Annotated in this window: 24 protein-coding genes; 14 read left to right on the forward strand and 10 right to left on the reverse strand. The window is 56.9% G+C overall.

The window, feature by feature from the left end; genetic code table 11:
* Window positions 1-168, forward strand: a 168-nt coding sequence (locus tag M7R55_RS08145) for an anhydro-N-acetylmuramic acid kinase (RefSeq protein WP_298219937.1), incomplete at its 5' end; no start/stop codon positions are given.
* A gap of 19 nt (window positions 169-187) precedes the next feature.
* Here the strand turns inward: M7R55_RS08145 and M7R55_RS08150 are convergent.
* From M7R55_RS08150 to argC, 3 genes are all read right to left on the reverse strand, one after another.
* Window positions 188-1,360, reverse strand: coding sequence for a citrate synthase (locus M7R55_RS08150; RefSeq protein WP_298219915.1), 1,173 nt, complete (start codon window positions 1,358-1,360; stop codon window positions 188-190).
* Between the two features lie 9 nt (window positions 1,361-1,369).
* Window positions 1,370-1,735, reverse strand: coding sequence for an iron-sulfur cluster insertion protein ErpA (gene erpA / locus M7R55_RS08155; protein WP_298219916.1), 366 nt, complete (start codon window positions 1,733-1,735; stop codon window positions 1,370-1,372).
* A gap of 91 nt (window positions 1,736-1,826) precedes the next feature.
* A complete protein-coding gene (argC, locus tag M7R55_RS08160; RefSeq protein ID WP_298219917.1) occupies window positions 1,827-2,861 on the reverse strand; it encodes an N-acetyl-gamma-glutamyl-phosphate reductase in 1,035 nt (344 codons plus the stop codon).
* 87 nt (window positions 2,862-2,948) lie between these two features.
* Here argC and M7R55_RS08165 point away from each other — a divergent pair, with 87 nt between their 5' ends.
* From M7R55_RS08165 to M7R55_RS08185, 5 genes are all read left to right on the forward strand, one after another.
* Window positions 2,949-4,778 carry a chloride channel protein gene (locus M7R55_RS08165; RefSeq protein ID WP_298219918.1) on the forward strand — a complete coding sequence of 610 codons (1,830 nt, stop codon included), beginning with the start codon at window positions 2,949-2,951 and terminating at the stop codon, window positions 4,776-4,778.
* A 63-nt stretch (window positions 4,779-4,841) separates the two neighbouring features.
* Window positions 4,842-5,360 (forward strand): TlpA disulfide reductase family protein, encoded by a 519-nt coding sequence (locus M7R55_RS08170; RefSeq protein ID WP_298219919.1) that lies wholly within the window; start codon window positions 4,842-4,844, stop codon window positions 5,358-5,360.
* A 107-nt stretch (window positions 5,361-5,467) separates the two neighbouring features.
* Window positions 5,468-6,250 (forward strand): type I methionyl aminopeptidase, encoded by a 783-nt coding sequence (gene map / locus M7R55_RS08175; RefSeq protein ID WP_298219920.1) that lies wholly within the window; start codon window positions 5,468-5,470, stop codon window positions 6,248-6,250.
* On the forward strand, window positions 6,247-8,853 hold the full coding sequence (glnD, locus tag M7R55_RS08180) for a [protein-PII] uridylyltransferase (RefSeq protein ID WP_298219921.1): 2,607 nt from the start codon (window positions 6,247-6,249) through the stop codon (window positions 8,851-8,853). The genes map and glnD overlap by 4 nt, the downstream gene beginning before the upstream one ends.
* Window positions 8,850-9,512: an RluA family pseudouridine synthase gene (locus M7R55_RS08185; RefSeq protein WP_298219922.1), complete on the forward strand. Its 663-nt coding sequence runs from the start codon at window positions 8,850-8,852 to the stop codon at window positions 9,510-9,512. Before glnD ends, M7R55_RS08185 begins: the two co-directional genes overlap by 4 nt.
* Before the next feature lie 9 nt (window positions 9,513-9,521).
* On the opposite strand, the gene M7R55_RS08190 is transcribed toward M7R55_RS08185, so the two are convergent.
* Together M7R55_RS08190 and M7R55_RS08195 are read right to left on the reverse strand one after the other, a co-directional pair.
* On the reverse strand, window positions 9,522-10,226 hold the full coding sequence (locus M7R55_RS08190; RefSeq protein ID WP_298219923.1) for a LytTR family DNA-binding domain-containing protein: 705 nt from the start codon (window positions 10,224-10,226) through the stop codon (window positions 9,522-9,524).
* Between the two features lie 4 nt (window positions 10,227-10,230).
* Window positions 10,231-11,334, reverse strand: a complete 1,104-nt coding sequence (locus M7R55_RS08195; protein ID WP_298219924.1) for a histidine kinase — start codon at window positions 11,332-11,334, stop codon at window positions 10,231-10,233.
* A 130-nt stretch (window positions 11,335-11,464) separates the two neighbouring features.
* Here M7R55_RS08195 and argH point away from each other — a divergent pair, with 130 nt between their 5' ends.
* Both argH and M7R55_RS08205 read left to right on the forward strand, forming a co-directional pair.
* Entirely contained in the window at window positions 11,465-12,892 is a 1,428-nt protein-coding gene (argH, locus tag M7R55_RS08200) for an argininosuccinate lyase (protein ID WP_298219925.1), read from the forward strand.
* A gap of 108 nt (window positions 12,893-13,000) precedes the next feature.
* Window positions 13,001-13,258 carry a DUF4282 domain-containing protein gene (locus tag M7R55_RS08205; protein WP_290680540.1) on the forward strand — a complete coding sequence of 86 codons (258 nt, stop codon included), beginning with the start codon at window positions 13,001-13,003 and terminating at the stop codon, window positions 13,256-13,258.
* 47 nt (window positions 13,259-13,305) lie between these two features.
* Here the strand turns inward: M7R55_RS08205 and M7R55_RS08210 are convergent, their stop codons facing one another.
* Window positions 13,306-13,941: an alpha/beta fold hydrolase gene (locus M7R55_RS08210; protein ID WP_298219926.1), complete on the reverse strand. Its 636-nt coding sequence runs from the start codon at window positions 13,939-13,941 to the stop codon at window positions 13,306-13,308.
* A gap of 114 nt (window positions 13,942-14,055) precedes the next feature.
* Here M7R55_RS08210 and pdxH point away from each other — a divergent pair, with 114 nt between their 5' ends.
* Window positions 14,056-14,724 carry a pyridoxamine 5'-phosphate oxidase gene (gene pdxH, locus M7R55_RS08215; RefSeq protein WP_298219927.1) on the forward strand — a complete coding sequence of 223 codons (669 nt, stop codon included), beginning with the start codon at window positions 14,056-14,058 and terminating at the stop codon, window positions 14,722-14,724.
* Window positions 14,721-15,419, forward strand: a complete 699-nt coding sequence (locus M7R55_RS08220) for a uracil-DNA glycosylase (RefSeq protein ID WP_298219928.1) — start codon at window positions 14,721-14,723, stop codon at window positions 15,417-15,419. Before pdxH ends, M7R55_RS08220 begins: the two co-directional genes overlap by 4 nt.
* A 7-nt stretch (window positions 15,420-15,426) precedes the next feature.
* On the opposite strand, the gene radC is transcribed toward M7R55_RS08220, so the two are convergent.
* Window positions 15,427-16,098, reverse strand: a complete 672-nt coding sequence (gene radC / locus M7R55_RS08225; RefSeq protein WP_298219929.1) for a DNA repair protein RadC — start codon at window positions 16,096-16,098, stop codon at window positions 15,427-15,429.
* Between the two features lie 295 nt (window positions 16,099-16,393).
* Window positions 16,394-16,624, reverse strand: coding sequence for a hypothetical protein (locus M7R55_RS08230; protein ID WP_298219930.1), 231 nt, complete (start codon window positions 16,622-16,624; stop codon window positions 16,394-16,396).
* A gap of 227 nt (window positions 16,625-16,851) precedes the next feature.
* Here M7R55_RS08230 and exbB point away from each other — a divergent pair, with 227 nt between their 5' ends.
* Genes exbB through M7R55_RS08245 form a run of 3 tightly spaced genes read left to right on the forward strand, consistent with a single transcriptional unit; the run spans window position 16,852 to window position 18,555 of the window.
* Complete coding sequence (gene exbB / locus M7R55_RS08235) at window positions 16,852-17,292, forward strand: TonB-system energizer ExbB (protein ID WP_298219931.1); 441 nt, start codon at window positions 16,852-16,854, stop codon at window positions 17,290-17,292.
* A gap of 7 nt (window positions 17,293-17,299) precedes the next feature.
* On the forward strand, window positions 17,300-17,695 hold the full coding sequence (gene exbD / locus M7R55_RS08240; RefSeq protein ID WP_298219932.1) for a TonB system transport protein ExbD: 396 nt from the start codon (window positions 17,300-17,302) through the stop codon (window positions 17,693-17,695).
* Complete coding sequence (locus M7R55_RS08245; RefSeq protein WP_298219933.1) at window positions 17,692-18,555, forward strand: energy transducer TonB; 864 nt, start codon at window positions 17,692-17,694, stop codon at window positions 18,553-18,555. The genes exbD and M7R55_RS08245 overlap by 4 nt, the downstream gene beginning before the upstream one ends.
* On the opposite strand, the gene M7R55_RS08250 is transcribed toward M7R55_RS08245, so the two are convergent.
* Both M7R55_RS08250 and M7R55_RS08255 read right to left on the reverse strand, forming a co-directional pair.
* Window positions 18,540-19,130, reverse strand: coding sequence for a thioredoxin family protein (locus M7R55_RS08250; RefSeq protein ID WP_298219934.1), 591 nt, complete (start codon window positions 19,128-19,130; stop codon window positions 18,540-18,542). The two genes, M7R55_RS08245 and M7R55_RS08250, sit on opposite strands and share 16 nt — an antisense overlap.
* 351 nt (window positions 19,131-19,481) lie before the next feature.
* The gene (locus M7R55_RS08255; RefSeq protein ID WP_298219935.1) at window positions 19,482-22,565 is read right to left on the reverse strand and encodes an Rne/Rng family ribonuclease; all 3,084 of its coding nucleotides are present in this window, start codon (window positions 22,563-22,565) and stop codon (window positions 19,482-19,484) included.
* 594 nt (window positions 22,566-23,159) lie between these two features.
* Between M7R55_RS08255 and M7R55_RS08260 the strand changes: the two genes are divergently transcribed.
* A partial coding sequence (locus tag M7R55_RS08260) for an RluA family pseudouridine synthase (protein ID WP_298219936.1) occupies window positions 23,160-24,012 on the forward strand: 853 nt, incomplete at its 3' end.

Genomic DNA, 24,012 nt, shown 5'->3' on the forward strand with positions numbered 1-24,012 from the left:
GGAACGCGGGTCGAAACCAGCGACCTCTTCGGCATCGATCCGCAATGCGTCGAGTGTGCTGCCTTCGCCTGGTTGGCACGGCAGTTTTTATTAGGGGAAGCGGGGAACGCCCCGTCGGTGACGGGAGCCGAAGGTTTGCGCATTCTGGGTGGATTTTTCCCCGCTTAGAATGCCCATCAATTACGAATCAACGTAATGACATAGGCCGGTAGCTGCGCGGCTCGTAGCCTGTATAAACCTGCGTCGGTCGGAAAATCCGGTTGTGCGTGATTTGTTCTTTCCAATGCGCCAGCCAACCCGCTGTGCGGGAAATGGCAAAAATTGGCGTGAACTGATCACGGGGAATGCCTAATGCTTCGTACAACAACCCCGAGTAAAAATCCACGTTCGGGAAAATGCCTTTCGGTGACAGGTGCTCCTCAGCACAACGTTCCAGTTCCTTTGCCCGCTCATACAGCGGGGATATCTGACCATGACGGTGTTCGCGTAACTGTTCAAGCAGGTCTTGAAGAATATTCGCTCGTGGGTCTTTTACCTTATATTCCCTATGCCCAAAACCCCAAATGACCTGCTTGTTTGCAAGACGTTGATCCAGCCAACCGGCCACATTTTCTACCGAGCCGATATCATCAAGCATATTGAGGACGCGTTGATTGGCACCACCATGCAAAGGGCCGGCGAGGGTTCCAATGGCCGATGCGACCACGAGGTTGGGGGGCGCAAGGGTTGAGCCACAAACCAATGCTGCAAACGTCGATGCATTGATGGTGTGCTCTGCATGAAGCACAAGACATGCGTCCATGATGCGTGCTTCGACCGGATCGGGCTCACGCTCGTTCATCATGTACAGGAAATTTTCGGCATAAGTCAGATCAGTGCGCGGTAATATCGGGTCATCTCCGCGGCGAATGCGCTCCCACATAGCGACCAGGGTCGCCATGCTGGCGAGAATCTTGATAATCATCTGCTCAACGAATTCGCTGTCCGCATTGACACCATTGGCGGTCATGCGCTCCTGTCCTGGGTAGAACATCCCCAGACTGGCGACACAGGTTTGCAGCGCCTCCATCGGATCACCATCAATTGGCAAAAACTTCATGATATCGCGTACATTGTATTTAACGCGACGATTCGCGCGCAGATCCGAAGCGAAGCGCGTCAATTCGTCCGTATTCGGCAGCTCACCATTAATCAGAACCCAGGCAGCTTCCTCGAACGTGCTTTGCTGAGCCAATTCAACGATGGGATAACCACGGTATGTCAGCAAACCTGCCTGTCCATCGAGAAAAGAAATTTTCGATTCCGCCGCCGGTATGCCTTTTAGACCAGGCACATAGCCGTTGTTGTCCTGTTTATCCATATGAAGCCTCTAGATTGAGAATGACGAGCCACAACCGCAGGTGGTTGCTGCCATCGGGTTGCGGATCACAAACTGAGCTCCTGTTATGTCTTCTTTATAATCAATCTCGGCACCTTCAAGATACTGAATGCTCATGGGGTCGACGAGTAAAGTGACACCGCCGCGTTCCACCTGTGCGTCGTCTTCCTGCGCGGATTCTTCGAACATGAAACCGTACTGGAATCCGGAACATCCACCGCCGGTTATGAAGACGCGCAACTTCAGATCGGGATTACCCTCTTCCTCGATCAGACTGCGCACTTTATTGGCGGCATTTTCGGTAAAGATCAGTGGCGCTTCGCCCACTGCTGCATCAACAACTTCTGTATTCATCATTACACTCCAGAATTCTGGCCGGTTTAAACCCAAAACATGGATTCAATCATGACCCAAAAGTTGAGCGGATGCTCAACTTTTGTTGTGTTTTTCACGGGGACAGGGCAACCAGATCAAGCCCTTGTTGCTCGGGAAAGCCCAGCATCAGGTTCATATTCTGCACGGCCTGACCCGCCGCGCCCTTGACCAAATTATCGATCACCGAACTGATGACCAATGTTGATGCACCCTGAGGCCGGAAAATCGCCATCCGGCACAGGTTGTTGCCACGCACGCTGCGGGTTTCCGGGTGACTGCCCGAGGGCATCACATCAACGAACGGCTCTGCATCGTAATACGCTTCATACAACTGCTGCACATCAGCCGTCGGTTCTTCAACAAGCGGAATATACAGGCTCACTTCGATACCGCGCACCATCGGCACCAAATGCGGCACAAAAGTCAGCCCGATGGGACACTCGGCAACCGCGGTGAGCGTTTGCACAATTTCCGGTTGATGACGGTGACCATTGGCCGAGTACGCCTTGAAGCTTTCACCCGCTTCGGCCATCAACATGGGTACCTCGGCCTTGCGACCGGCGCCACTGCTGCCCGATTTGGAATCTGCGATCAATCGAGTGTGATCGACCCAATCCTGCCCCATCAACGGCAAAAGCCCGAGTGTGGCCGCTGTAACGTGGCAACCGGGATTCGCCACCAGTTCGGCATCGCGAATTTCATCACGATACAGTTCCGGCAAACCATACACCGCGCGCTCAACCCACTCTGGCGAGGCGTGAGTCATACCGTACCATGTCGACCAGACGCCCAGATCCTTGATCCGATAGTCCGCCGCCAGATCGATCACCTTAACACCCTGAGCCAGCAGTTCGGGCGCTTGCTGCATGGCGATCCCATTCGGCGTGGCGAAAAAAACCAGATCGCAATCCGCGAGGTTCGCTTCATCCGGGGTGGTAAAACATAAATCAATCGCACCGCGCAGATTCGGATACATTGCATCCACGCGCGTTCCCGCATCCCCTCGCGAGGTAATGGCCGTAATTTCCACCCCGCCATGCCGTGCCAGCAACCGCATCAATTCGACGCCGGTATAGCCTGTTCCTCCGACTATGCCGATTTTCTTCATGTTTTCCTCTCCAGAAATGGCAAATAATTTACCTGTAACGCATCATAACAAAGCTTCAATCGTCAATAGAGCCCAACGGGGGGCGTTGTGCGCAATAAAATTCAAGCCATTCTTGATCCGCTCAGGCTGAAACTCGCCCGCCCGGACGCCTTAACCCCCATGGCCATCCTGGGTCTGATCGCCGGTATATTTGCCTCTGCACTAGTTACCGCCTTTCGTCTCGCGCTGGAATCGCTACAGATTTATTTTCTTGGTTTACCCAGCCCGGGCGAATATTCTGCTCTACCGCTGGCCTGGCGTTTTTTTCTTCCCGCCATTGGTGGCATTACGCTGGGTGTGGCCATGTTTTACTTGCCCAAGGCCATTCGTTCCGTCGGCGTAGGCTATGTGATCATCCGCTTCCATCGCTTCGAAGCGGATCTTCCCTGGCGAAATGCGGTTGTACAGTTCTTCAGCGCCGTCTGGGCATTGCTGGTTGGCTTGTCGAGCGGACGAGAGGGGCCGGGCATTCATCTCGGCGCCACCGGCGGCAGCTGGATCGGTCGATTTCTCGACCTGCCGCACAACAGTGTGCGCACGCTGGTCGGCTGTGGCGCCGCGGCGGCCATCGCTGCTTCATTCAACACGCCACTGGCCGCGGTCATCTTCACGCTGGAGCTGATCGTGCGCCAATACACACTGGCAACATTCATCCCGATCATGCTGGCAGCCTCGGCAGGTGCCTTGTTTTCTACCCTGTTTTTCGGCACCAATCCGGCATTCGACATTCAACTCATGCATAACCTCGCCCTGTGGGAGGTGCCAATCCTGATCGGCATGGGATTGGTAATCGGCGCCTTTGCCGCCAGCTACATTCACATCACCGATGTTTCGATTCGCCGCACCTGGGATTGGCCCATCTGGGTTCGTTTCGGCATCATCGGTGTCATTACGGGGCTGATCGGACTGGCCCTACCGCAGGTCATGAGCATCAGCTATGACTCCGTTGGACTGGCCGCCAGCGCCAAATTCGCATTAGGCCTCTTGGCATTCATGATACTGGCAAAGCTTATCCTGAGCGCGCTGACGTTTGGTTTTGGTCTCCCTTTGGGGCCTATCGGCTCCACACTGGTTGTCGGCGGATTCACTGGCAGCGCTCTGGGTATGCTCTTGCTCAACTTCACGCAGATTCCGGTCAGCGACGTGGCTTTCTACACGGTTCTGGGCATGGGCGCGATGATGGGCGCAACACTACAGGCTCCACTGGCCGCACTCACGGCCGTCATTGAGCTGACCGGCGATACCGGCGCGATCGTACCGGCGATGTTGACGATCATCATCGCCAGTTTGACCAGCCGAACGGTATTTCACAAAGACGGCATCTACGACACGGTATTGCGTGCCAATGCGCATCAAATGCACGGGCTATCGCTTTGGCACAATGCGAACGATATTGCAATCAGCAGTATCATCAACCGCAATTTCACAGAAACGTCGGCACAGTGCCCCGTACGCCATCTTCAGGAACTGATGACCGCCGTCCCGGATTGGTTGGTGGTTCGAGACGGAGTCCGGCAACCCATCGGAGTGATTTCAGGTTACGAATTGAATCGTTTTCTGGCCACGCTTGCCCCCCATAACCAGTCGGAAGATGTCTTACCCGAAGTAGTCTTATCGGGAGACGACCAGCCACAGGAAACGCTTCCAACAGAAGTGCTTTCGAACGAGCAGAAACCGACCGAACGGGTGGTTGATCTGACCACCGAGTTGACGATGATCCCGGCCAAGGCAGTCGATATTGGTCTGACTCTGATTGAAGCCCGTGAACTCATGCGCACGAATAAGGTCGATGTCCTGATCGGTCAACGCACAACCATCCCGCCATTCAAGCGGACTTTTGGCGTACTGACCCGCAGTGCGCTTGAAGAACAGGCATGACCGGCCACGACATAACAACACTCCGGCATAACACTCCGGCCAAGCAGATATCAAGGTAAAACCATGAATGCAGAACCCAATTTTTCCGCCCAACGCCGCCTGCTGATTGGCGGTGCCGCGCTTGGGCTCATCAGTGCCCTGACCGGTTGCTCGACCGAAACCCCCGTCAACCTGAGCGGGCTGACCGTGCAAGACCTCAACGGCCAGCCTGTCGATCTATCCAATCTGCTGGGCAAGCCAACCGCCATCACCTTCTGGGCGACGACCTGCCCCGGCTGTGTGGAAGAAATTCCGCACATGATCGCGCTATACGACAAGTTCTCGGCCAAAGGCGTGAATGTAGTCGGTATGGCGATGTCTTATGACGCACTCAACCAGCTCAAGGCCATGGTGTCGGAAAAGAAAATCCCTTACACCGTGTTACAGGACAAAACGGGTGCCGCCGCCGCTGCGTTCGGGCCGGTTCGCCTGACGCCCACCTTCTTCGTGCTGGATGCCAAGGGCAATATTCGCTACCAGAAGATCGGACCATTCGATACCGCGCGTGTCGATCAACTACTGACCTCGCTAACCTCAAGCTAAAAATCATTCACAGTCAAGTCCGCATGGCTACCGGCCAGCGCGGGATTGGCGTGCGCGGATTTGGTACACTCGGCTTTCTATTCTTAATAAGGCCAGCAGCCAAAACCATGAGTATCATCATTAAAACGCCGGAACAAATCGAAAAAATCCGCCACGCCAGCCTGCTGGCAACCGAAGTCCTGAATCTACTTCGGCCACTGGTCCTCGCGGGCGCTACGACCGATGAGCTGAACTCGGTGGCACACAAGCACATCACCGAAGTGCAGGGCGGCGTACCGGCCACATTGGGTTATCACGGTTTCCCCAAATCGCTGTGCACCTCGCTCAATCACCAGGTGTGTCATGGCATTCCCGGCCCCAGAAAACTGGAAAACGGCGACATCATGAATATCGACGTCACCGTCATCAAGGATGGGTGGTTTGGCGATACATCGGCCATGTACACCGTCGGCACGCCATCCATCCGGGCGCAACGACTGATCGACGTGACTTATGACGCCATGATGCGCGGCATCGAGGAAGTGCGACCGGGCGCGACGTTGGGCGATATCGGCGCAGCCATTCAGAAAGTGGCTGAATCCAGTGGTTTTTCCGTCGTTCGCGAATATTGCGGCCATGGTCTCGGGCAAAGTTTCCATGAAGATCCTCAAGTCCTGCACTACGGCAAACGGGGTGAGGGTATTCGCCTCGAGCCAGGCATGGTGTTCACCATTGAACCGATGATCAACGCGGGCAAGCGCGACATCAAACTCCTGAACGATGGCTGGACTGTCGTAACCAAGGATCACTCCCTGTCGGCCCAGTGGGAACACACCGTCGTCGTGACCGAAGATGGTTTCGAGATTCTCAGTGGTGATTCCCGTCCATCCAGCATGATTTCCACTGCATGAAGTCAGCTCGTATTTCATCGTCGGGTGAATTTACCGATCTTTGCGCACGCATTGCCGCACATCTTGCAACCTGGCCCAAGGCGCTGCTGGCAGCCGATGGCGCAACGATGTTTCTGCAAACGCATACCCGACTGATTGATGAACTGCTGCAAATCTACTGGCCACAAGAACTGGATAGAGGCGGTGCCGCACTGGTTGCCGTCGGTGGCTACGGCCGCGGTGAGCAATTCGTGCATTCGGACATCGACCTTTTGATCCTGCTTCAAACGCATGAGCACGATACGGTCATTCAGAACTTTTTGTGCCACTTGTGGGATGCCGGCCTTGTCATCGGCCATGCGGTGCGCACGGTCGAGGAATGCCTCATCGCCGGGCGCGACGACGTGACGGTATACACCAACCTGCTTGATGCCCGCCTGATCACCGGCAATGCCGCACTGTTCAAGCAACTGAGCCAATTGGTCCGTTCAGATCGGGTCTTTCAGGACTGGCCTTTCTTCCAGGCGAAAACGGCCGAGCAGGCTATGCGTTACCGCACATTCGATGAAATGGGCGCCAAAATCGAACCCAATATCAAGGAAAGTCCCGGCGGCCTGCGTGATCTGCACACAATTCGCTGGATCGGCAATCGGGTAGCGGGCGCAGGCACGCTCGATGCCATGCACGAGCATGGCCTGCTGGGGGATCGGGAATGGCAGACACTCACGGAGGCTGAATCGTTTCTCAGCCAAGTCCGCATCGGTCTGCACGCCCTGGCAGGACGCGCCGAAGAGCGCCTTCTGCTGCTGCATCAGAAAACCTTGGCGGCACAGTTCGGCTATGAGGGCGAGCAGGACGGCAACCTTGCCGTGGAACGCTTCATGCAACGGTACTTCCGTACCACCATTGAAATCGAACGTCTCAACCAGCTGATTCTCCAAAACTTTCGTGAAGCACTCGACCCGCATCCGGATAACCGTATCGTCCCGATCAACGCCCGATTCCGCATCCGGGGACATTTACTGGAAACTGTCGATGCGCAGGTATTCATGCGCTCGCCGACGGCCATCCTCGAAATGTTCTTACTTCTGGCGCAGCACACCGAACTGCTGGGCCCCAGCGCTGCCACGGCACGGCAACTCCGGGCCAACCTCAGCGTCATCGACGAGGGCTTTCGCAAAAATCCTCAGGCGCAACAACTGTTCATGGCGATTTGGCAAAACAAGACCGGCGTCTACCGAGCACTCAAGGCCATGAACCTCAACGGCGTTCTGGCGGCCTACATCCCAGCCTTCAGTCAGATCGTCGGCCTGATGCAGTTCGATCTGTTCCACGCCTACACGGTCGATGCCCACACCCTTCTAGTCATCCGCAATCTGCGGCGCTTTTCCCAGCCTCAATTTGCAGACGAACACCCGATGGCCAGCCAGATCATTCGTCGCGTCCAACGCCCGGAGGCGCTCTATCTTGCCGGATTGTTCCACGATATCGCCAAAGGTCGTGGCGGTGACCACGCAGAATTGGGCGCTGTCGATGCGCGGCAATTTGCCAAGGCGCATGGCTTGCCGGGCGCTGAGACCGAACGTCTGGTCTGGCTGGTCGAAAACCATTTGATGATGTCGTTCACCGCGCAGCGTCGCGATATCGAAGATCCCACCGTGGTGGAGGAATTCGCGCGCAGTGTCGGCAGCCCTGCCCGACTGGATGACCTATACCTGCTCACGGTGGCAGACATATGCGCCACCAACCCCAACCTGTGGAATTCCTGGCGTGATGCCCTACTCAAGCGCCTACACCAGTTGACCGAAAACTGGTTCAAGCAGGGTGAGTTAAGCGCGCGCGAGATCGTCGACGCCACCCGAGCGGCAGCGCTTCGCGAAGGCATCGCCGCCAATATTTCCGCCGAAGACCTCGACGGCTGGTTCCAGAGCCTGCCAGACGATTACTTCCTGCGAACCGACATCGCCCCCGTACTGCAACATGCACGCCTGGCGCTTGGTGTAGAAGGCCTGCCCGTCATTTGGATCAGTAATACCCCCGATCAAGATGCCATCCAGATTCTGGTGCTGGCTGAAAACGAGCACGGCCAGTTCGCCCGCATTGTGGCCGAACTCGACCGCAGCGGATTGAACGTCCAATCAGCCAACATGACCGTGATCACGCCTACCGCGGCGCATCCACAGAACCGGGCGTTGTTCGAATTCTTCATTCTCGACCAGCATGATGGTGCACGATTGGATCACTGGTCGCTCGACATGTTGCGCACGCGCCTGCACGACCGGTTGCAAAGTCCGGATGCAGCGCGCACCCGCATTCACCGGCGCAGCCCGCCTCAACTCGCCAGTATCGATGTGGCGACACAAATTCAGTTTTTGAGTGACCACCGTCGAGGACGCACCGAAATCCAGATTATCACCAAGGATCGTCCCGGACTGCTGGCCGACATCACCGCCGCATTCGCAGATCTGGACATCAGCCTCAATCACGCACGCGTCAGCACACTGGGTGAACGCGTTGAAGATGCATTCTATGTGGTTGAGCGGCAGGGTCGTGCCGTCGATTCGCCCAAACGCTGCGCAGAAATTGAAGCGGCGCTTCGCGCGGCCATTCATAGCCGCTCATGAGTTCAAACACAAGGCATCTCGCGGGCGTAACCGACACCATCGAGCCTTGGCGCCTGCTGGCCGAAACGGCGGATTTTCTGATCGTCGCCAAGCCCACGCGCATGCTCACCCAGCCCGGCAAGGAAGCGCACAAAACCGACAGCCTGATTACCCGAGTCAATCAGGAATTTCCCGAAGCGCGGATCGTGCATCGATTGGACTGGGATACATCGGGCGTGATGGTGCTGGCCAGGCACGCTCGGGCGCACCGCGCACTTTCCATCGCGTTTCAAGATCGGCTCACACAAAAGCGTTACATCGCCCATGTCGATCGCGCGCCCGTGCCACCGCAAGGTTTGATCGACCGGCCGATCGGCCCGGACAGGGAACATCGTCCCCGCTACCGGATCGACGAAGAACAGGGCCGACCATCCCAAACGCGTTATGCCGTGCAGGACGAAACGGCAGATTACGCTCGTCTGGAACTGGAACCCATTACCGGCCGCTCGCACCAGCTTCGGGTGCATCTGCTGTCCATCGGCCACCCGATTCAGGGCGATACGCTCTACCACCCTCAGGCACAAAACCATGGCCGGCTGATGCTCCATGCCGAATCGCTGTCTTTTCCGGATCCTGTGCGCGGCGTCATGCAGACATTCAGCGATCCGGCCCCATTTTAGTGCACCATTTCAATCGACACTTCCCAGCGCTTCGCGCACGGCGGGCATTGCCCGGCGACTGATTTCCAGCGGCTCGGGCAACCCAGTCACATCCGCCAGATGCTGGCCGGACGCATTGCGGGTGATTGCCCGCAAACGGGCGCGATTGATCAGACTGTGTCGATGCAAACGAAGCAAATAATCGCCGAACAGACCCTCCAGTTCCTTGAGACTCTGCTCCAGAAGCACATCGCCTTCAACCGTGATCAGACGGGTGTACTTGTCCTCGCTCAATGCGGCGATGATGTCGGAGGCGGATACCACGCGCTGCTGACGTCCGATCTGGATATTCAGGCGCGGCTCGTGGCTTTGCTGGGCGCGGGTGGGTTGTGCGGCACGCGCAAGGGCTTGGGTGAGCCTCTCAGGCTCGATGGGTTTAACGAGGTAATCGATCGGACTGCTCGCAAACGCCTCCAGCGCATGCCCGGGATGGGCCGTAGTGAAAATAATCGCAGGCGGCACGGCCAACTGGCGTAACCGCTTCGCCCAACTCAACCCCGACTCACCGGGCATTTCGATATCGAGAAAAACCAGTTCCGGCTCGGACGCGAGTGACGCCTCGGCCTTTGCCACATGATCGGCCTCGCCGACCACCAGAACATCCGGGTGTTCGGCCAACAACCGCCGCAGGCGCACACGGGCCAGCGGTTCGTCATCGACAATTAATACACGCATGAATTCATCCTTGCATCTCATCAGCTTTTGGGCGTGGCAGCACCAGCTTGACGCGAAAATGCGCGTCAATCACCCCGGTGCGCAGGCTCGCGCGGTCACCAAACATCAACGCCAGCCGATCACGGATATTCTGCAGGGAAATCCCGTTGCCGTCCCGGGCTGGCGGCTGTGTATCCATGATGACCGGATTATCGATCAACAGACTGATGGCTTGGTCACCCACCAGACACTCGATGCGAATGGTGCACGGTTCAAAACTGCGTTCCACCGCGTAGCGCACGGCATTTTCCACCAAGGGCTGGATGGTCAGAATCGGCAACGTGATCGCCGGCAACGGATCTTTGGGCAATACCCATTCGACGACCAGACGTGGCCCGAGGCGCCAGCGTTCCAATGCCAGATAGCGACGGGTCAGAGCCAGTTCATCCTCCAGACTGGCCGTATCGCCCGCGTGCAGGGCAGCGCGAAAGATCGAGGCCAGATCCAGAACCGCCGCTTCGGCTGCCTTGGGATCGGTATCGATCAGAGCGGCCACGGTGTTCAAACTGTTGAACAAAAAATGCGGACGAATGCGGGCATGTAGTGCATCCAGCTCCGCCTTGGTCTGCGCCGTCACTCGCCGGGTTTTGGCCCAATGCAGGGAAAAAATCCAGATCCCCATAACGCCAACCACCGAGGCAATCGCCTGATTGTGCAACAAAAAAGCGAACTGGCTTTCGAATGGATTCCATCCCAATCGGGTCAGCGACTGATAGGCCAGAATGCTGATGATCGACGTGACGATAAGCAGAATGGACATCACCACCACTAACAACCAATGCCGTGGCAGGCGGCAGAGGGGCTTTTGCAGCGCGCACAACACGCCGACTGTAATCAGCGTCACCCAAGCGACAAACCATGAAGTGGTGCCCAGACGAATCCAGCGGTCCTCCGATACGCCGGGGGCAATGGCCAGCAACAGCGCCAACCCGAATCCAAGCAACAGCGTAATCAGCAAGATGCGCGACGTGCAAAACGCGGGCAACGCCATGATGGCAGTAGGCTGCGAACGAGGTCGATTGCCCTTGAACTGATCTGGCTTGGATTGATCTGGTTTATCTGCGCTCATAAACGCTCCCTGTCTGTATTTACCCTGCCCATCCATCTCACCAACCCTCGGGTTAGATCATCAAAGGGAGGTCGCGCGAGGCTTGCGATATACTACGCCACCCTGCGAGATATTTTAACGAGTGACCTTCATGATCCGCCCCGATGAACAGACCGCCCAAAGCCTAACCGAACTGCCGACGACCAAACTCTGGGGCGGCCGTTTCGACGAACCCACCGATGCCTTTGTTGAAGCCTTCACCGCTTCCGTTGGTTTTGACCAGCGTCTGTTCCGCGAAGACATCGCCGGTTCTATCGCACATGCGAAAATGCTGGCCAAGGTCGGCGTCCTCACCATGGCGGAATGCGACAAGATCATCGACGGGCTGAACGGCATCCTGCTCGACATCGAGCGCGGCGATTTTGCCTGGATTGTGGCCTATGAAGATGTGCACATGAACATCGAGGCGCGTCTGATCGACCGCATCGGCGATATCGGCAAGAAACTGCACACCGGCCGCTCGCGCAACGATCAGGTTGCCACCGATGTGCGACTGTACCTGCGCGGGGCCATCGATCGCATCGGGCTTGAACTGACTCGATTGCGTTCGGGTCTGGTCGATCTGGCCGAGCGCGAAGCCGATACCGTGATGCCCGGCTTCACCCATTTGCAGGTCGCCCAGCCGATCAGCTTCGGCCACCATCTGCTCGCCTGGTACGAAATGCTGACCCGTGATGCCGAGCGGCTGGCCGATGTCCGCCGCCGCGTGAACATCCTGCCCTTGGGTTCGGCCGCGCTGGCGGGCACGTCCTACCCGCTCGATCGCGCCTATGTGGCCGAACTGCTGGGCTTCGACGGCGTCAGCCGCAATTCGCTGGATGCCGTTTCCGACCGCGATTTCGTCATCGAATTCTTGGCTGCGGCTTCGGTGACCATGATGCACCTGTCGCGCATGAGTGAAGAGCTGATTCTCTGGACCTCCGCCCAGTTCGCCTTCATTGACCTGCCGGATCGTTTCTGCACCGGCAGCTCGATCATGCCGCAGAAGAAAAACCCGGATGTGCCAGAGCTGGTGCGCGGCAAGACCGGGCGCGTTTATGGCGATCTGTTCGCGCTGCTCACCCTGATGAAAGGCCAGCCGCTGGCCTACAACAAGGACAATCAGGAAGACAAGGAACCGCTGTTCGACGCAGTGGACACACTGATGGGCAGCCTGCGCGCCTTCGCCGACATGATTCCGGCCATCGAACCAAACCGCGAGCGGATGCGTATCGCCGCCAAACAGGGGTTCTCCACCGCCACTGATCTGGCCGATTACCTCGTGCGTCAAGGCGTTGCGTTCCGCGATGCGCATGAAATCGTTGGCAAGGCCGTACGCCACGCCCAGAACGCCGGTTGCGATCTGTCTGAATTGCCCTTGGCGCAATTGCAGACATTCTCGCCAAAAATCCAGCAAGATGTGTTTGCGGTGCTGACCCTGGAGGGCAGCATGGCCGCGCGCGACCTCACCGGCGGCACCGCACCGAATCAGGTGCGATTGCAGGCGACCGCTGCGAAAAAGGCATTGGAACGTTCGTAAAAAGCCCGCCATCAAACCGTCATCTAATGCATTGCTTTTTGTTGTAATCTTCTCGTGGCGGTGCGCTTTCGCCGCTTGTTCGCGAATTAATAACAAAAGGACTTAGCTATGAAAAATCTGTTTTTCTTCGATGACATGATCACCCCGAAAATCATCACGGTGATCTATTGGCTGTTACTGCTCGCGGTTGTGATCGGCGGCCTCGGCTCCATGTTTACCGGCTACGGTGGATTCTCGTTCGGCTCGTTCTTCAAGGGCATCTTCATGATCATCTTTGGCGCCATCGGCGTGCGGATCTGGAGTGAACTTTTGATCGTGCTGTTCAAAATCAATGAGAACATGCAAAAACTGGCCGACAAGGACTGATTCTCCGCATCAAACCGAGTCCCGAAGCCTGTTCTTTGAGCGGGCTTTTATTTTGGCTGCCGGATCACATCCGCCAGAAACTGCGCCATATCCTGCATTTCTTCGGGGCAGATCTGATGCGCCATTGTGTAGAAATGTGTTTCAACGCGCGTGGCGCCCGCAGCGTTCAACACTTGCCCCATCCGTGCGGCCGAGGCAACGGGCACGACATCATCCTGCTCACCATGGCCGATAAAGATCGGCATGGCTTTGCGGTCTTGTGGCAACACGAATTGATCTGCCGCCGGTAGCCAGGTGGAAAGCAGCAGAACGGCCATCGGCGCACACTTGGTCGCACATGATGCGCGCAAAGCAATCACCCCGCCCTGAGAGAAACCTGCCAGCACGTAGGGATCGTCGCCCACTTGCGACTCGATCAGGGCCACAATCCGCTCAACCGAAGCCTCAACACCCGGCATATCCACCGGCGCATCACGATCAAGGCCATAAATATCAAACCAGCTCGGCATGAGATAGCCGTTGTTGATCGTCACGGGCGCGACGGGCGCATCAGGGGCGTGAGTAACAAACTCACCATTTGACCACCCGACATATTCGGCCAGTATCCGTCCGATCGGCGCAAGATCGTCGCCATTCGCACCCAATCCATGCAAAAGAATGATATGTACAGCTCGATTGGTCACCGTGAGTCACCTCCAGAAAAACAGGGCGGACGAGCATAGCTCAAAATCATCCATGCGCGCGTCCTGATACACTCATGTTATGAAACATGCCCGAAAAATCACGAGGAAGACGTTATGAGCGACCCAGATAAAAAGAATGTTGGCGAATTCGACCACCGTTCCACCCGGCGGGACTTCGTATTCGGCGAATTGCACCGCAAGGACTTGCGTGAGGATCCGGCACTTCAGCTGCAAGAATGGCTCAAGGCTGCAGAAGCGGCGGGCAATTTCGATGCCACCGCCATGTGCCTGTCTACGGCCACCAAGGAAGGACGCCCCTCGGCCCGATACGTTCTGCTCAAGCACCTGGATGCGCGCGGCCTGTGCTTTTACACCGACAGCCGCAGCCGCAAGGGGCAGGAACTGGCCGAAAATCCGTTCGCAGCACTCACCTTCTACTGGCCGGAAACGGATCGACAAGTGCGCGTGACCGGCCGGATCGAACGTCTGCCGGATGCCGATAACGAAGCCTATTTCAATCAGCGGCCCATCAAATCCCGGATTGCCGCGGCGGCATCCCATCAAAGCCAACCGATCGAATCCCGCGCAGCGCTGGAAGCGCGCTTCCGTGACATCGAAGCCCGTTATCCCGCAGGGGATGTACCACGCAACCCGTCCTGGGGCGGCTATCGGCTCCTGCCGGATGAATGGGAATTCTGGCAAGGTCGGCGCTCGCGCCTGCATGATCGTTTTGTCTACACTCCCACGAGCGACGGCTGGCAGATTCAACGCCTGATGCCATGACCGATTCGCCACAGAACACAACGATGGAACCAGGCTGGCAAGCCCAACTATCGGCCGTATTGAGTTCCGAGCCCATCGATCGGCTCCGGAATTTTCTGCGTACGGAATTGCGTAGCGGAAAACACTTGCTGCCCGACAAGGCCGATTGGCTCAACGCCTTTGCCGCCACACCATTCGATGATGTTCGCGTGGTGATTCTGGGGCAGGACCCCTACCCCACGCCCGGCCACGCCCACGGCCTGAGTTTCTCGGTACGCCCCACCGTCAGGCCACTACCCAAGTCGCTGATCAATATATTTCAGGAATTGCGTGACGATCTCGGCATCGAGAACACACGCGGCGATCTCACACCCTGGGCCGAACAGGGCGTTTTGCTGCTCAATGCCGTGCTCACCGTACCAGCCGGACAATCCGCCGCACACCAGAATCAGGGCTGGGAGGTATTAACCGATGCCGCCATCGAAGCGCTGGCCACGCGGGAGAAACCGGTCGTGTTTGTCTTGTGGGGGGCATTCGCACAGAAAAAGCGGGTGTTGATCGAACCACACAACCGGGATCAGCGACATCTGATCATCCAGAGCCCGCACCCCTCGCCGCTCTCCGCCTATCGCGGTTTCTTCGGCTCGCGACCGTTCTCGAAAATCAATGCGTTTCTGGAAGCGCAAGGCGAGCCGCCCATCGACTGGCGCACCTGAACGCCAATCAAATCATTCCCAGCTCCGCCATTGATGTGCATCGGTCACCCACGATCATATGATCGAGCAAACGAACGTCGATCAGATTGAGCGCATCGCGCAAGCGGAGCGTGATCTCCCGATCAGCCGTGCTGGGTTCGGCAACACCCGAGGGATGGTTGTGCGCCAGAATCACGGCGGCGGCGTTATGCCGCAGCACCGCCTTGACCACTTCACGCGGGTGCACCGCCGACTGATTGATGGTCCCGAAAAACAGCCGCTCGAAGGCCAGTACGCGATGACGCTGGTCAAGAAACAATACCGCGAACACCTCCTGCGCTGCATCCCGCAGCTGCGCCTGCAAGAACCGGCGCGTGGCTTCCGGGCTGTCGATCACCGCACCTTCTGCCAGTTCTTCGGCGAAATGGCGCCTTGCCAGCTCCAATACCGCCTGAAGCTGCGTGAATTTGGCATCACCCAACCCCTTGGCTTCGGTAAAATCACGCCGCGAGGCATTCAGCAGGCCGCGCACACCGCCAAAGTGCGCCAGTAAATCTCGCGCCAGATCCACCGCAGAACGTCCAGCGACGCCGGTGCGCAGAAAGATGGCGAACAACTCGGCATCCGATAATGCCCCCGCCCCCCGTTTGAGTAATCGTTCACGCGGTCGTTCATCTTCCGGCCAGTCCGTTATAGCCATGGGTTCTCCCCTGTTTGTCCAGTAAGGCATTGATCATAATCAGGTCACTGGCAAACGCACAAGGGCACATTGCAGTGCTGTCATTGAATCTATGCGTGAGCACATTGGCCTGCAGCCTCTGTATGACAACCTGACCTTGATCGTACTCAAGCAGCGCTGATACTCAGTGCGCTCCGAGCGGGCCACCTTCTTCCTGCCATTGCTTGAGTTGCTCGACGATATCGCGCGGAACTCTCATAAATCAGACAAAAAAACGCGCCGGTTTAGGCGCGCTTGAATCAGGAGAAAGCGAGCCTTAGCTCTTGCTGCTGTCAGCCTTATCTCCGTCTTTCTTGTTGTCTTGCTTCATGTTGCCACCGCAAGAACCCGCGCCTCCACAAGCCATTTCAGCCAGTTGCATGGTGGATTTCTGCACAGCTTGGCTGGCAAAAGGGGTTTGATCCGCCGCAAATGCGGAGCCTGCCAGCGCGGCAGCGGTCAATACGGTCGAAGCGAGCAGGGTTTTCCCGGCGGTACGCGTTTTCATAGTCCAGTTCTCCCAAAAAACATTCAAACAGCCGCCCGATCTCAATGCACTCAGAAGGGCATTTCACAGCTCAGGCAACATAAACTAGAGTCGGCCACTCAACATTAGTTCATTTTGCCGCCGCTTTCCAATGACGGGCACCTCAAATCACACACCACGGGTTCCTCCGTGATTTGATAAACTAAAACAACCCGCCTGCACGGCGGCGCGGCAACACGGAACCCACTATGATCGACTTTCTGCAAAACGGCCTAGATGCCATTATTTTTGGTGTACTGGGGTTGATGAGCCTGATTCTTGTCTGGCTCGGCATCGAAAGACATTTGTTCTACCGCCGGGTCGACCTGACACAATTCACCGATCCCGAATCGCTGAATATCGCACTCACCCACAACCTCACCACGCTCTCGTCCATCGGTGCCAATGCGCCCTATGTCGGGCTTCTGGGCACGGTACTCGGCATTTTGCTGACCTTTCATCAACTGGGAACGAGCGGGCAAATCGCCGCCAACCAGATCATGCTGGGGCTGGCGCTGGCGCTGAAAGCGACCGCGCTGGGACTGGTGGTCGCCATACCGGCGATTCTGATCTACAACGGCTTTTTGCGCCGCATCGATGTGCTGACCGCACAATGGACGCGCATGCAACGCCAACAAACGGATCGGTGAAGCGAGCATGCGCCGCTTCGATCAAATCAATGTCATCCCGTTCATCGACATCATGCTCGTGCTGCTGGCGATTGTGCTGACGACCGCCACCTTCATTGCACAGGGGCAGATCAAGGTCAGCCTGCCGGAGGCCAAATCCGCCGCACCGGCGGATGGCAAGCCCGCCATCGTCATTACGCTGAATGCGGCTGGCGACGTTTTCGTCGATGATCAGGCCACCACGCTCGAAGCGCTCAATGCTCGGCTGGACACGCTGAAAAAAGATCAGGCCATCGTGTTCCGAATCGATAAAAAAACGGCGTTCGGCCAGTTTGTCGCCGTGATCGACGCCCTGAAAAGCCGCGGGCTCGATCAGCTGACCATCCGCACGACTTCTGCCTCTGAGGCAACGCCGCCGGCATGAGTCCATCGCGCACGGGATTTGTTATTTCGGCCCTGCTGCACGCCGCGCTTGTTGGCGTTGGGCTGTATTTTTGGCTCAAACCGACACCGCAACCCGATGCCAGCAAGGAAGCCGTCGTGCCCGTATCGCTGGCCTCGTTTGCGCCCGCCACACCAAAGCCAAGACCGCAGCCCGCCGAGCCAGCGCAAAAACCAATTAATAAGCCAGAACCAGAGCCAAAAGAGGATGAGCCGCTAACCCCACCGCCCGTCGCCAAACCCGAAGCAGAGCAAATCCGAAAGCCAGAACTCGAACCAGAACCTAAGCCAGAACCAAAGTCTGAGAAAAAAAACGTACCGAAGAGCCTTCCAAAGCCAAAGCCCAAACCGACGCATCAGCCAGCGCCACCAAAGACAGCAAAGCCCCCTGCGGCGAAAATGCATAAGACGCCTGCGGCACCTCATACCACCGCCAGTGCGCCGAGCCAGCAGCCGTCAACAGCTCAGCAATCCGAAAAACAAACCGAGATTGCTCCAAAGCAAACGCAAGCGTCGCCAACGCCCGCCGGCCCGACGCCAGACGAGCGCGACCAGATCAGATTGCAGTACCAATCGGCGCTGGCCGCAGCCATTGAACGGGAAAAGTTCTACCCGTCATTGGCACGACGGTTGACTCAGGAAGGCATGATCCGGGTCGGCTTCACCGTGCTGGCCGATGGCCGCATTACGAATATTCACCTGGTGGAACCTTCTGCCGCCACGGCACTGAATCAGGGCGCGATCGAGGCCATCGGGCGAGTCGGGCAATTTAAGCCCATACCGCCCGCATTGGGCATCCAGTCGATGGATGTAAACATCAGCCTGATTTACAAGCTGCGCTGATCTTCCTTTTTACTGGGCGTGCATTTTGCTGGATCGGGGTTTTTGGCGCAGGCTTCGGCCAGCTCGATCCCCTGTTGAAAATAATACGGATAGAAATCCTGCACCGTCACGCCATTGATCGGATCACCGATTTCCTTACCATCCGGCCCGAAGAATGCGACCACAGGCACCAGATGCACCCCCATCCGGTCGGCAAAATGACGGTTGCTCTCGTTCTGACCGTTTCGATCGAGAATCGACGAATCCGCGTCGATCTCGATCCGCCGCACGATTAATTGGCCCTCATAGGCTGGATCATTTTGCATGGGCTGGATGAAATTTTCATCCACCCATTGGCAGTAGCCGCAATAACTGGCATGAATGAACAGCAGCATGGGAATTTTTTGCGCCCTCATGACCTGAAGATCGCGAGGAATATCGCGCAGATTTTCCATAAACGGCAGGTTGAGCAGTACAGCGGGGGGCGTTTGTTCCACCGCTGCCAGCTCAACGGTCTCGGCAAGTACCTGCGTTGCGAATAAGCCCGGCAGCAGCACCAGGGCCAATAGTCGAACAACATGAAAACCTCGGCGCATGGAATAGACTCCCGCTCAAACTGATTTTGTGAGACCTGAATTATAGTCACTGCACGCAGGACATCCTGCCACTGATCGTTCTTAGCAGGCTGCTTAAAATACTTAATGGGCACCACAGGGATGTGGTGCCGTGCAATCGCGTAAGCGATTGAAATAGCGAAAGTTCGCTGCGGGTTTCCCGCAACGAAAGTCCTCGAAAAACCCCAAGGATGGGGTTTCTCAAGCTACCCTTTAGATTAAAGGACAATCAAGGGCAGTGCGCCCATTAAGTCTGGATGTACAACATGTTGATATATATCTATTTGTGCATCAGGTAACTCATGGCGCATTTCCGATAGATTGAAACCGACCTCAGGTGTTCGGTTCCTTGCGAATTTCTTCTTCTGATGAATCCGAGGCCGCTATCACTTCAGGCTGAACGCCTTCTTGGACTGCAGTCTCAACCTGAGGTACCGCATCCGGTGTAACTTCCGCCGTCGCCTCCGGCTGTTCCACTTCAACCGGCATCGGCTGGGCTGCTTCCGCTTGAACAAGGGTAAGCTGAACGGAAACGTGTTCATCTGGTACGACAGGCGTGGATTCGATGATCGTATCCGCCGCGGGCGCTTGCGTGAATGATGCCCCTGATGACCCTTGAATCGTCTCATCCTGAGTTACCGGAGATTCAACTTCGGCAAATGCTGATACATCGGGCGGCACGTCCATCTGAGCCTCCTGAATGACCGGTTCAACCGCGACTAAGGCCTCCAGTGCAGCGGGAGCAGGAACCTCCTCTCTCTTGGCAGCCAGTGTAGCACTCGCCTGCGACCACGGAGAATCACTCGCCGCTTCTACCGGCTGCTGAACGATTTGCTCAGCAACCGCTTCTGAAACGGGAGCTGAAACGTCGACTGGTGCTATCCCCTCCATCGTGTGAACTGCAGGCTCTGATTCGATCACAGTTGCAAGTTCTGCATCAATCTGAGTATCTGGCGCGATGGTCATATCCATCGGTGCTTCGACCTGCAATTCAACAACAGGAGCCAAGTCGACTGAAGGCGCTTCATTCACTTCACCCGCCGCCTTGTCCTCGAACTGGTCGACTGACGGGGCTTCTACCTGTGTCGTTACGGCTGGAGCAACCAAAGCGGGTACCACCAGATCACCCTCGAGCAATCCCAAGGCCGCATTCGGTGCCAGTTCGGATGCCGGATCACGTTTGGCCGAAACGTTAAGAGGCAGCGCAGAAGGTGATGCCACCGGTGCTTTGAGTTGCTGCTCGATCAGGCTTTGCTCGTGTGCGGCAATGGGACGAACGGTTGGCTCGGAGGAGCGAGGCTCACGTTGACGGGCAATGGATTTTTCAAGTGCCTTCACAGGGCCCTTGCTTTCCGTGGTATCCGTGGTTGTAGCCGGTACTTCAGCAGGCTGATTTACCGACGAAACGGTGGCATTGACCAGGGTGTCTCTTTGGCCTTCCGCCGGTTTTCTGCTGCGTGAACGGCGACGGCGGTTGTCCGAACCTTCCGGCTTCGTGCCCTCTACCTTGTTTTCATCGCGACGTTTGTCTTCTGTCCGTGCTTCCGACTCGTTCGCCGGTGTCACTGCGCGAGGTGAACGATTAGGTGACGCCCGATTGTCGTCTTTAGCGCGCGGTGGGCGGCTGGAGGAAGCTTTCTTGGCTGGAGCCTTGGGTGTGGTCATTTCCGGTTCAACCGGCTTTTCGCCCCCACCGAAGAACTGACCAATCACGCGCTTGAGCAACCCCAAGGCGCTTGTATTGGCCGCGTTTGTGGTGGCTGCCGGAACAGTAGCAGCAACGGGCGCGCTGGCGGCAGCCTTGGGCTGTGGCGCGGGTTGAGCTGCCGGACGAATCGGTTCGATCGGCGCAATGGGGCGTCGCGGCGCACGCTCCAGTTCGGGCAAGGCCACGGCAAGCGGTTCAATCAGGGCACGCGAACTGGCCGGTGCTTCGGCAAGATCCGGACGACGAACGCGTTCGATTTTAAAGTGCGGTGTCTCAAGATTGATGTTGGGAATAATCAAGAGCTCGACCTGGTGGTTTAGCTCGATCTCACGTAACTGCTCACGCTTCTCGTTGAGCAGATAGGTGCCCACATCGACCGGCACCTGGGCCACGACACGCCCGGTCTGATCCTTCATGGATTCATCAATCACCAAACGCAAGATCGACAGGGAAAGTGATTCAACCGAGCGAATGTGCCCCTGCCCCATGCAACGCGGGCAGACGTGTTGCGCCGATTCTTCAAGAGATGAGGACAACCGCTGGCGTGACATTTCAAGCAGGCCGAACCGGGAAATGCGGCCCAGTTGCACGCGGGCCCGGTCTACCTTAAGCGCATCACGCAGGCGATTTTCGACCTCGCGCTGATGCTTGGGTTGCCCCATGTCGATGAAGTCGATGACGACCAGACCACCCAAGTCCCGTAGGCGCAGTTGACGGGCGATCTCGTCTGCCGCTTCAAGATTCGTATTGAATGCCGTGTCTTCGATATCCTGACCCTTGGTACTGCGCCCGGAGTTGATATCGACCGCCGTCAGGGCTTCGGCCACATCGAATACCAACTCGCCGCCGGAAGGCAGGGTGACCGTTCGCTCGTAGGCCGATTCGATCTGGGATTCGATCTGGTAACGCGTGAACAACGGCGTACGGTCCTGATACAGATGAATCTTGTCCACGGAATCCGGAGAAACGAGATTCACGAAATCCAGTGCCTGCTGATACATGCTGGGCTCGTCGACCAACACTTCGCCGATGTCGTTACGCATGTAATCGCGCAATGCACGAATGATCAGGTCGCTTTCCTGATAAATCAGGAACGGTGCCTTGCGGGACTCGGATTTTTTCAGGATGGCAACCCATACCTGTTGCAGGTAATCGAGATCCGATTGCAGTTCGGCGGGTTCACGTCCGACGCCTGCAGTACGTACGATCAGACCCATGCCTTCGGGCACGGTCAACTCGGACAGCGCCGCCTTGATCTCGGCACGATCGTCGCCTTCTATACGACGGGATACGCCACCAGCGCGGGGATTATTCGGCATCAGAACCAGATAACGGCCCGCCAGGCTGACGAACGTGGTGAGGGCTGCCCCTTTGTTGCCGCGCTCTTCCTTTTCGACCTGAACGATGATTTCCTGGCCTTCTTTCAACGCCGACTTGATGACTGGGCGCCCCTTGTCATCGACGGCCTCCGAATCAAAATAGCTGCGGGCAATTTCCTTGAAGGGCAAAAAGCCGTGGCGGTCTGCGCCGTAATTAACGAAAACCGCCTCGAGACTCGGCTCGATTCGCGTGATTAACGCTTTGTAAATATTGGATTTTTTCTGTTCGTGGCCAGGGGTTTCTATGTCAATGTCATAGAGCGTCTGTCCATCGACGAGCGCCACCCGAATCTCTTCGGCCTGGGTGGCATTGATTAGCATTCTTTTCATGGATTGATTCTCGAATAAAACGCCACCCGCGCAGCCATGCGGGCTGCGGCCAATCGGCCTTGAGCGGGGGCGTTAACACTGGGAGGAGAGATTGATGCGATTGTGGCTGCAGGTCGATTGGCATGAGATTAGCCGGGCGCGACGAACGATGACGGCGGTTTAAAACCGAAGCCGCCATCCAATCGTGGCCCGAGCAAGCCGTTGTACTGCGAAAACGCGGCACAACCTCATGGAGCAAAACCAGTGTCACCAGCCAGAACAGGCGCATAAATCCTTCAGGATGATCGTAATTAATACGGAAACTGTTTGAAGCCGTTTCAAAACAACAGATTATCAAGGGCTTCGTGAACGAACCGCCGATCCGGCGGTCTGCCCGCTTCAGTCACCTGCCCCCATTGGTTAGGGTAAGCAAGAAATCTGAAGTGGCGCGCTTGATTGCTCGAGCCATACCTCAACACCATTCCGATGGAAAATTTCCACACCATCAAAATTGGACGAAAGTGGCTCGAGCCACTCAAAGCCCGAGGAGTGTAACACAACACCCATCACGTGATGCCTATAATAAATGCGATAGAAATACGCCATAATGCGGGAATGAACACACACCCTTCGGCGCCCTACGGTCAGCCAATCGAAAAGAAACAATCCGTACGTCGCGTCACCGTCGATGCGCACTATGCCGGTCAACGCATCGACAATTTCCTGCTGCGCGAATTGGGTGCGACGCATGGCGAGGTTCCGCGTTCCCTGATTTACCGCATTCTGCGCACCGGAGAAGTCCGTGTGAACAGTCAACGCGCCAAGCCGACCACGCGGCTCGCGACGGGTGATGAGGTCCGCATCCCACCACTCAAGCTGCAGAGCGCCTCACCGGAATCGGCGGGCGTGATCTCACCGAACTGGCTCGCGCGCGCTGCGGATATGATCGTGTACGAAGACGAAGCCCTGCTGGCCGTCAACAAACCCGCCGGCCTTGCCGTCCATGGCGGTTCGAACATCCCTTTTGGCCTGATCGAACTCATGCGCCAACACACGGGACTGGGTGACAAACTCGAACTGGCCCATCGCATTGACCGCGATACCAGCGGCCTGTTGCTTCTGGCCAAGACCCGCGCCGCCCTGCATTCGCTGCAAACCCAGTTTCGACCGGAAGGCCATGCTGAAAAGTATTATCTGGCCATCGTGCACGGACATTGGCCGGACCAACTCAAACGCGTTGATGCACCGTTGGAAAAGTGGCAAGGCGAAGGTGAGTCGCATCGGGTGCAGGTCAATCCGCACGGCAAGGAAGCCGTGACCCATTTCGCTGTGCTGGCCGCCAACAAAAACGCCACCCTGCTGCGGGCACAGCTCGAAACCGGACGCACGCATCAGATTCGTGTGCATACCGCGCACGATAACCACCCGATCGTCGGCGACGAAAAATACGGTCAACGGGAATGGGACA

Origin of the sequence: Halothiobacillus sp. (assembly GCF_027346185.1) — a bacterium.
In the GTDB taxonomy this organism is placed as follows: Bacteria; Pseudomonadota; Gammaproteobacteria; order Halothiobacillales; family Halothiobacillaceae; genus Halothiobacillus.

Excerpts from the sequence above, each read along its gene's own strand:
- M7R55_RS08150 (WP_298219915.1), bottom strand. The coding sequence starts at position 1,360 with ATGGATAAACAGGACAACAACGGCTATGTGCCTGGTCTAAAAGGCATA.
- erpA (WP_298219916.1), bottom strand. The coding sequence starts at position 1,735 with ATGATGAATACAGAAGTTGTTGATGCAGCAGTGGGCGAAGCGCCACTG.
- argC (WP_298219917.1), bottom strand. The coding sequence starts at position 2,861 with ATGAAGAAAATCGGCATAGTCGGAGGAACAGGCTATACCGGCGTCGAA.
- M7R55_RS08170 (WP_298219919.1), top strand. The coding sequence starts at position 4,842 with ATGAATGCAGAACCCAATTTTTCCGCCCAACGCCGCCTGCTGATTGGC.
- map (WP_298219920.1), top strand. The coding sequence starts at position 5,468 with ATGAGTATCATCATTAAAACGCCGGAACAAATCGAAAAAATCCGCCAC.
- glnD (WP_298219921.1), top strand. The coding sequence starts at position 6,247 with ATGAAGTCAGCTCGTATTTCATCGTCGGGTGAATTTACCGATCTTTGC.
- M7R55_RS08185 (WP_298219922.1), top strand. The coding sequence starts at position 8,850 with ATGAGTTCAAACACAAGGCATCTCGCGGGCGTAACCGACACCATCGAG.
- M7R55_RS08190 (WP_298219923.1), bottom strand. The coding sequence starts at position 10,226 with ATGCGTGTATTAATTGTCGATGACGAACCGCTGGCCCGTGTGCGCCTG.
- M7R55_RS08195 (WP_298219924.1), bottom strand. The coding sequence starts at position 11,334 with ATGAGCGCAGATAAACCAGATCAATCCAAGCCAGATCAGTTCAAGGGC.
- argH (WP_298219925.1), top strand. The coding sequence starts at position 11,465 with ATGATCCGCCCCGATGAACAGACCGCCCAAAGCCTAACCGAACTGCCG.
- M7R55_RS08205 (WP_290680540.1), top strand. The coding sequence starts at position 13,001 with ATGAAAAATCTGTTTTTCTTCGATGACATGATCACCCCGAAAATCATC.
- pdxH (WP_298219927.1), top strand. The coding sequence starts at position 14,056 with ATGAGCGACCCAGATAAAAAGAATGTTGGCGAATTCGACCACCGTTCC.
- M7R55_RS08220 (WP_298219928.1), top strand. The coding sequence starts at position 14,721 with ATGACCGATTCGCCACAGAACACAACGATGGAACCAGGCTGGCAAGCC.
- radC (WP_298219929.1), bottom strand. The coding sequence starts at position 16,098 with ATGGCTATAACGGACTGGCCGGAAGATGAACGACCGCGTGAACGATTA.
- M7R55_RS08230 (WP_298219930.1), bottom strand. The coding sequence starts at position 16,624 with ATGAAAACGCGTACCGCCGGGAAAACCCTGCTCGCTTCGACCGTATTG.
- exbB (WP_298219931.1), top strand. The coding sequence starts at position 16,852 with ATGATCGACTTTCTGCAAAACGGCCTAGATGCCATTATTTTTGGTGTA.
- exbD (WP_298219932.1), top strand. The coding sequence starts at position 17,300 with ATGCGCCGCTTCGATCAAATCAATGTCATCCCGTTCATCGACATCATG.
- M7R55_RS08245 (WP_298219933.1), top strand. The coding sequence starts at position 17,692 with ATGAGTCCATCGCGCACGGGATTTGTTATTTCGGCCCTGCTGCACGCC.
- M7R55_RS08250 (WP_298219934.1), bottom strand. The coding sequence starts at position 19,130 with ATGCGCCGAGGTTTTCATGTTGTTCGACTATTGGCCCTGGTGCTGCTG.
- M7R55_RS08255 (WP_298219935.1), bottom strand. The coding sequence starts at position 22,565 with ATGAAAAGAATGCTAATCAATGCCACCCAGGCCGAAGAGATTCGGGTG.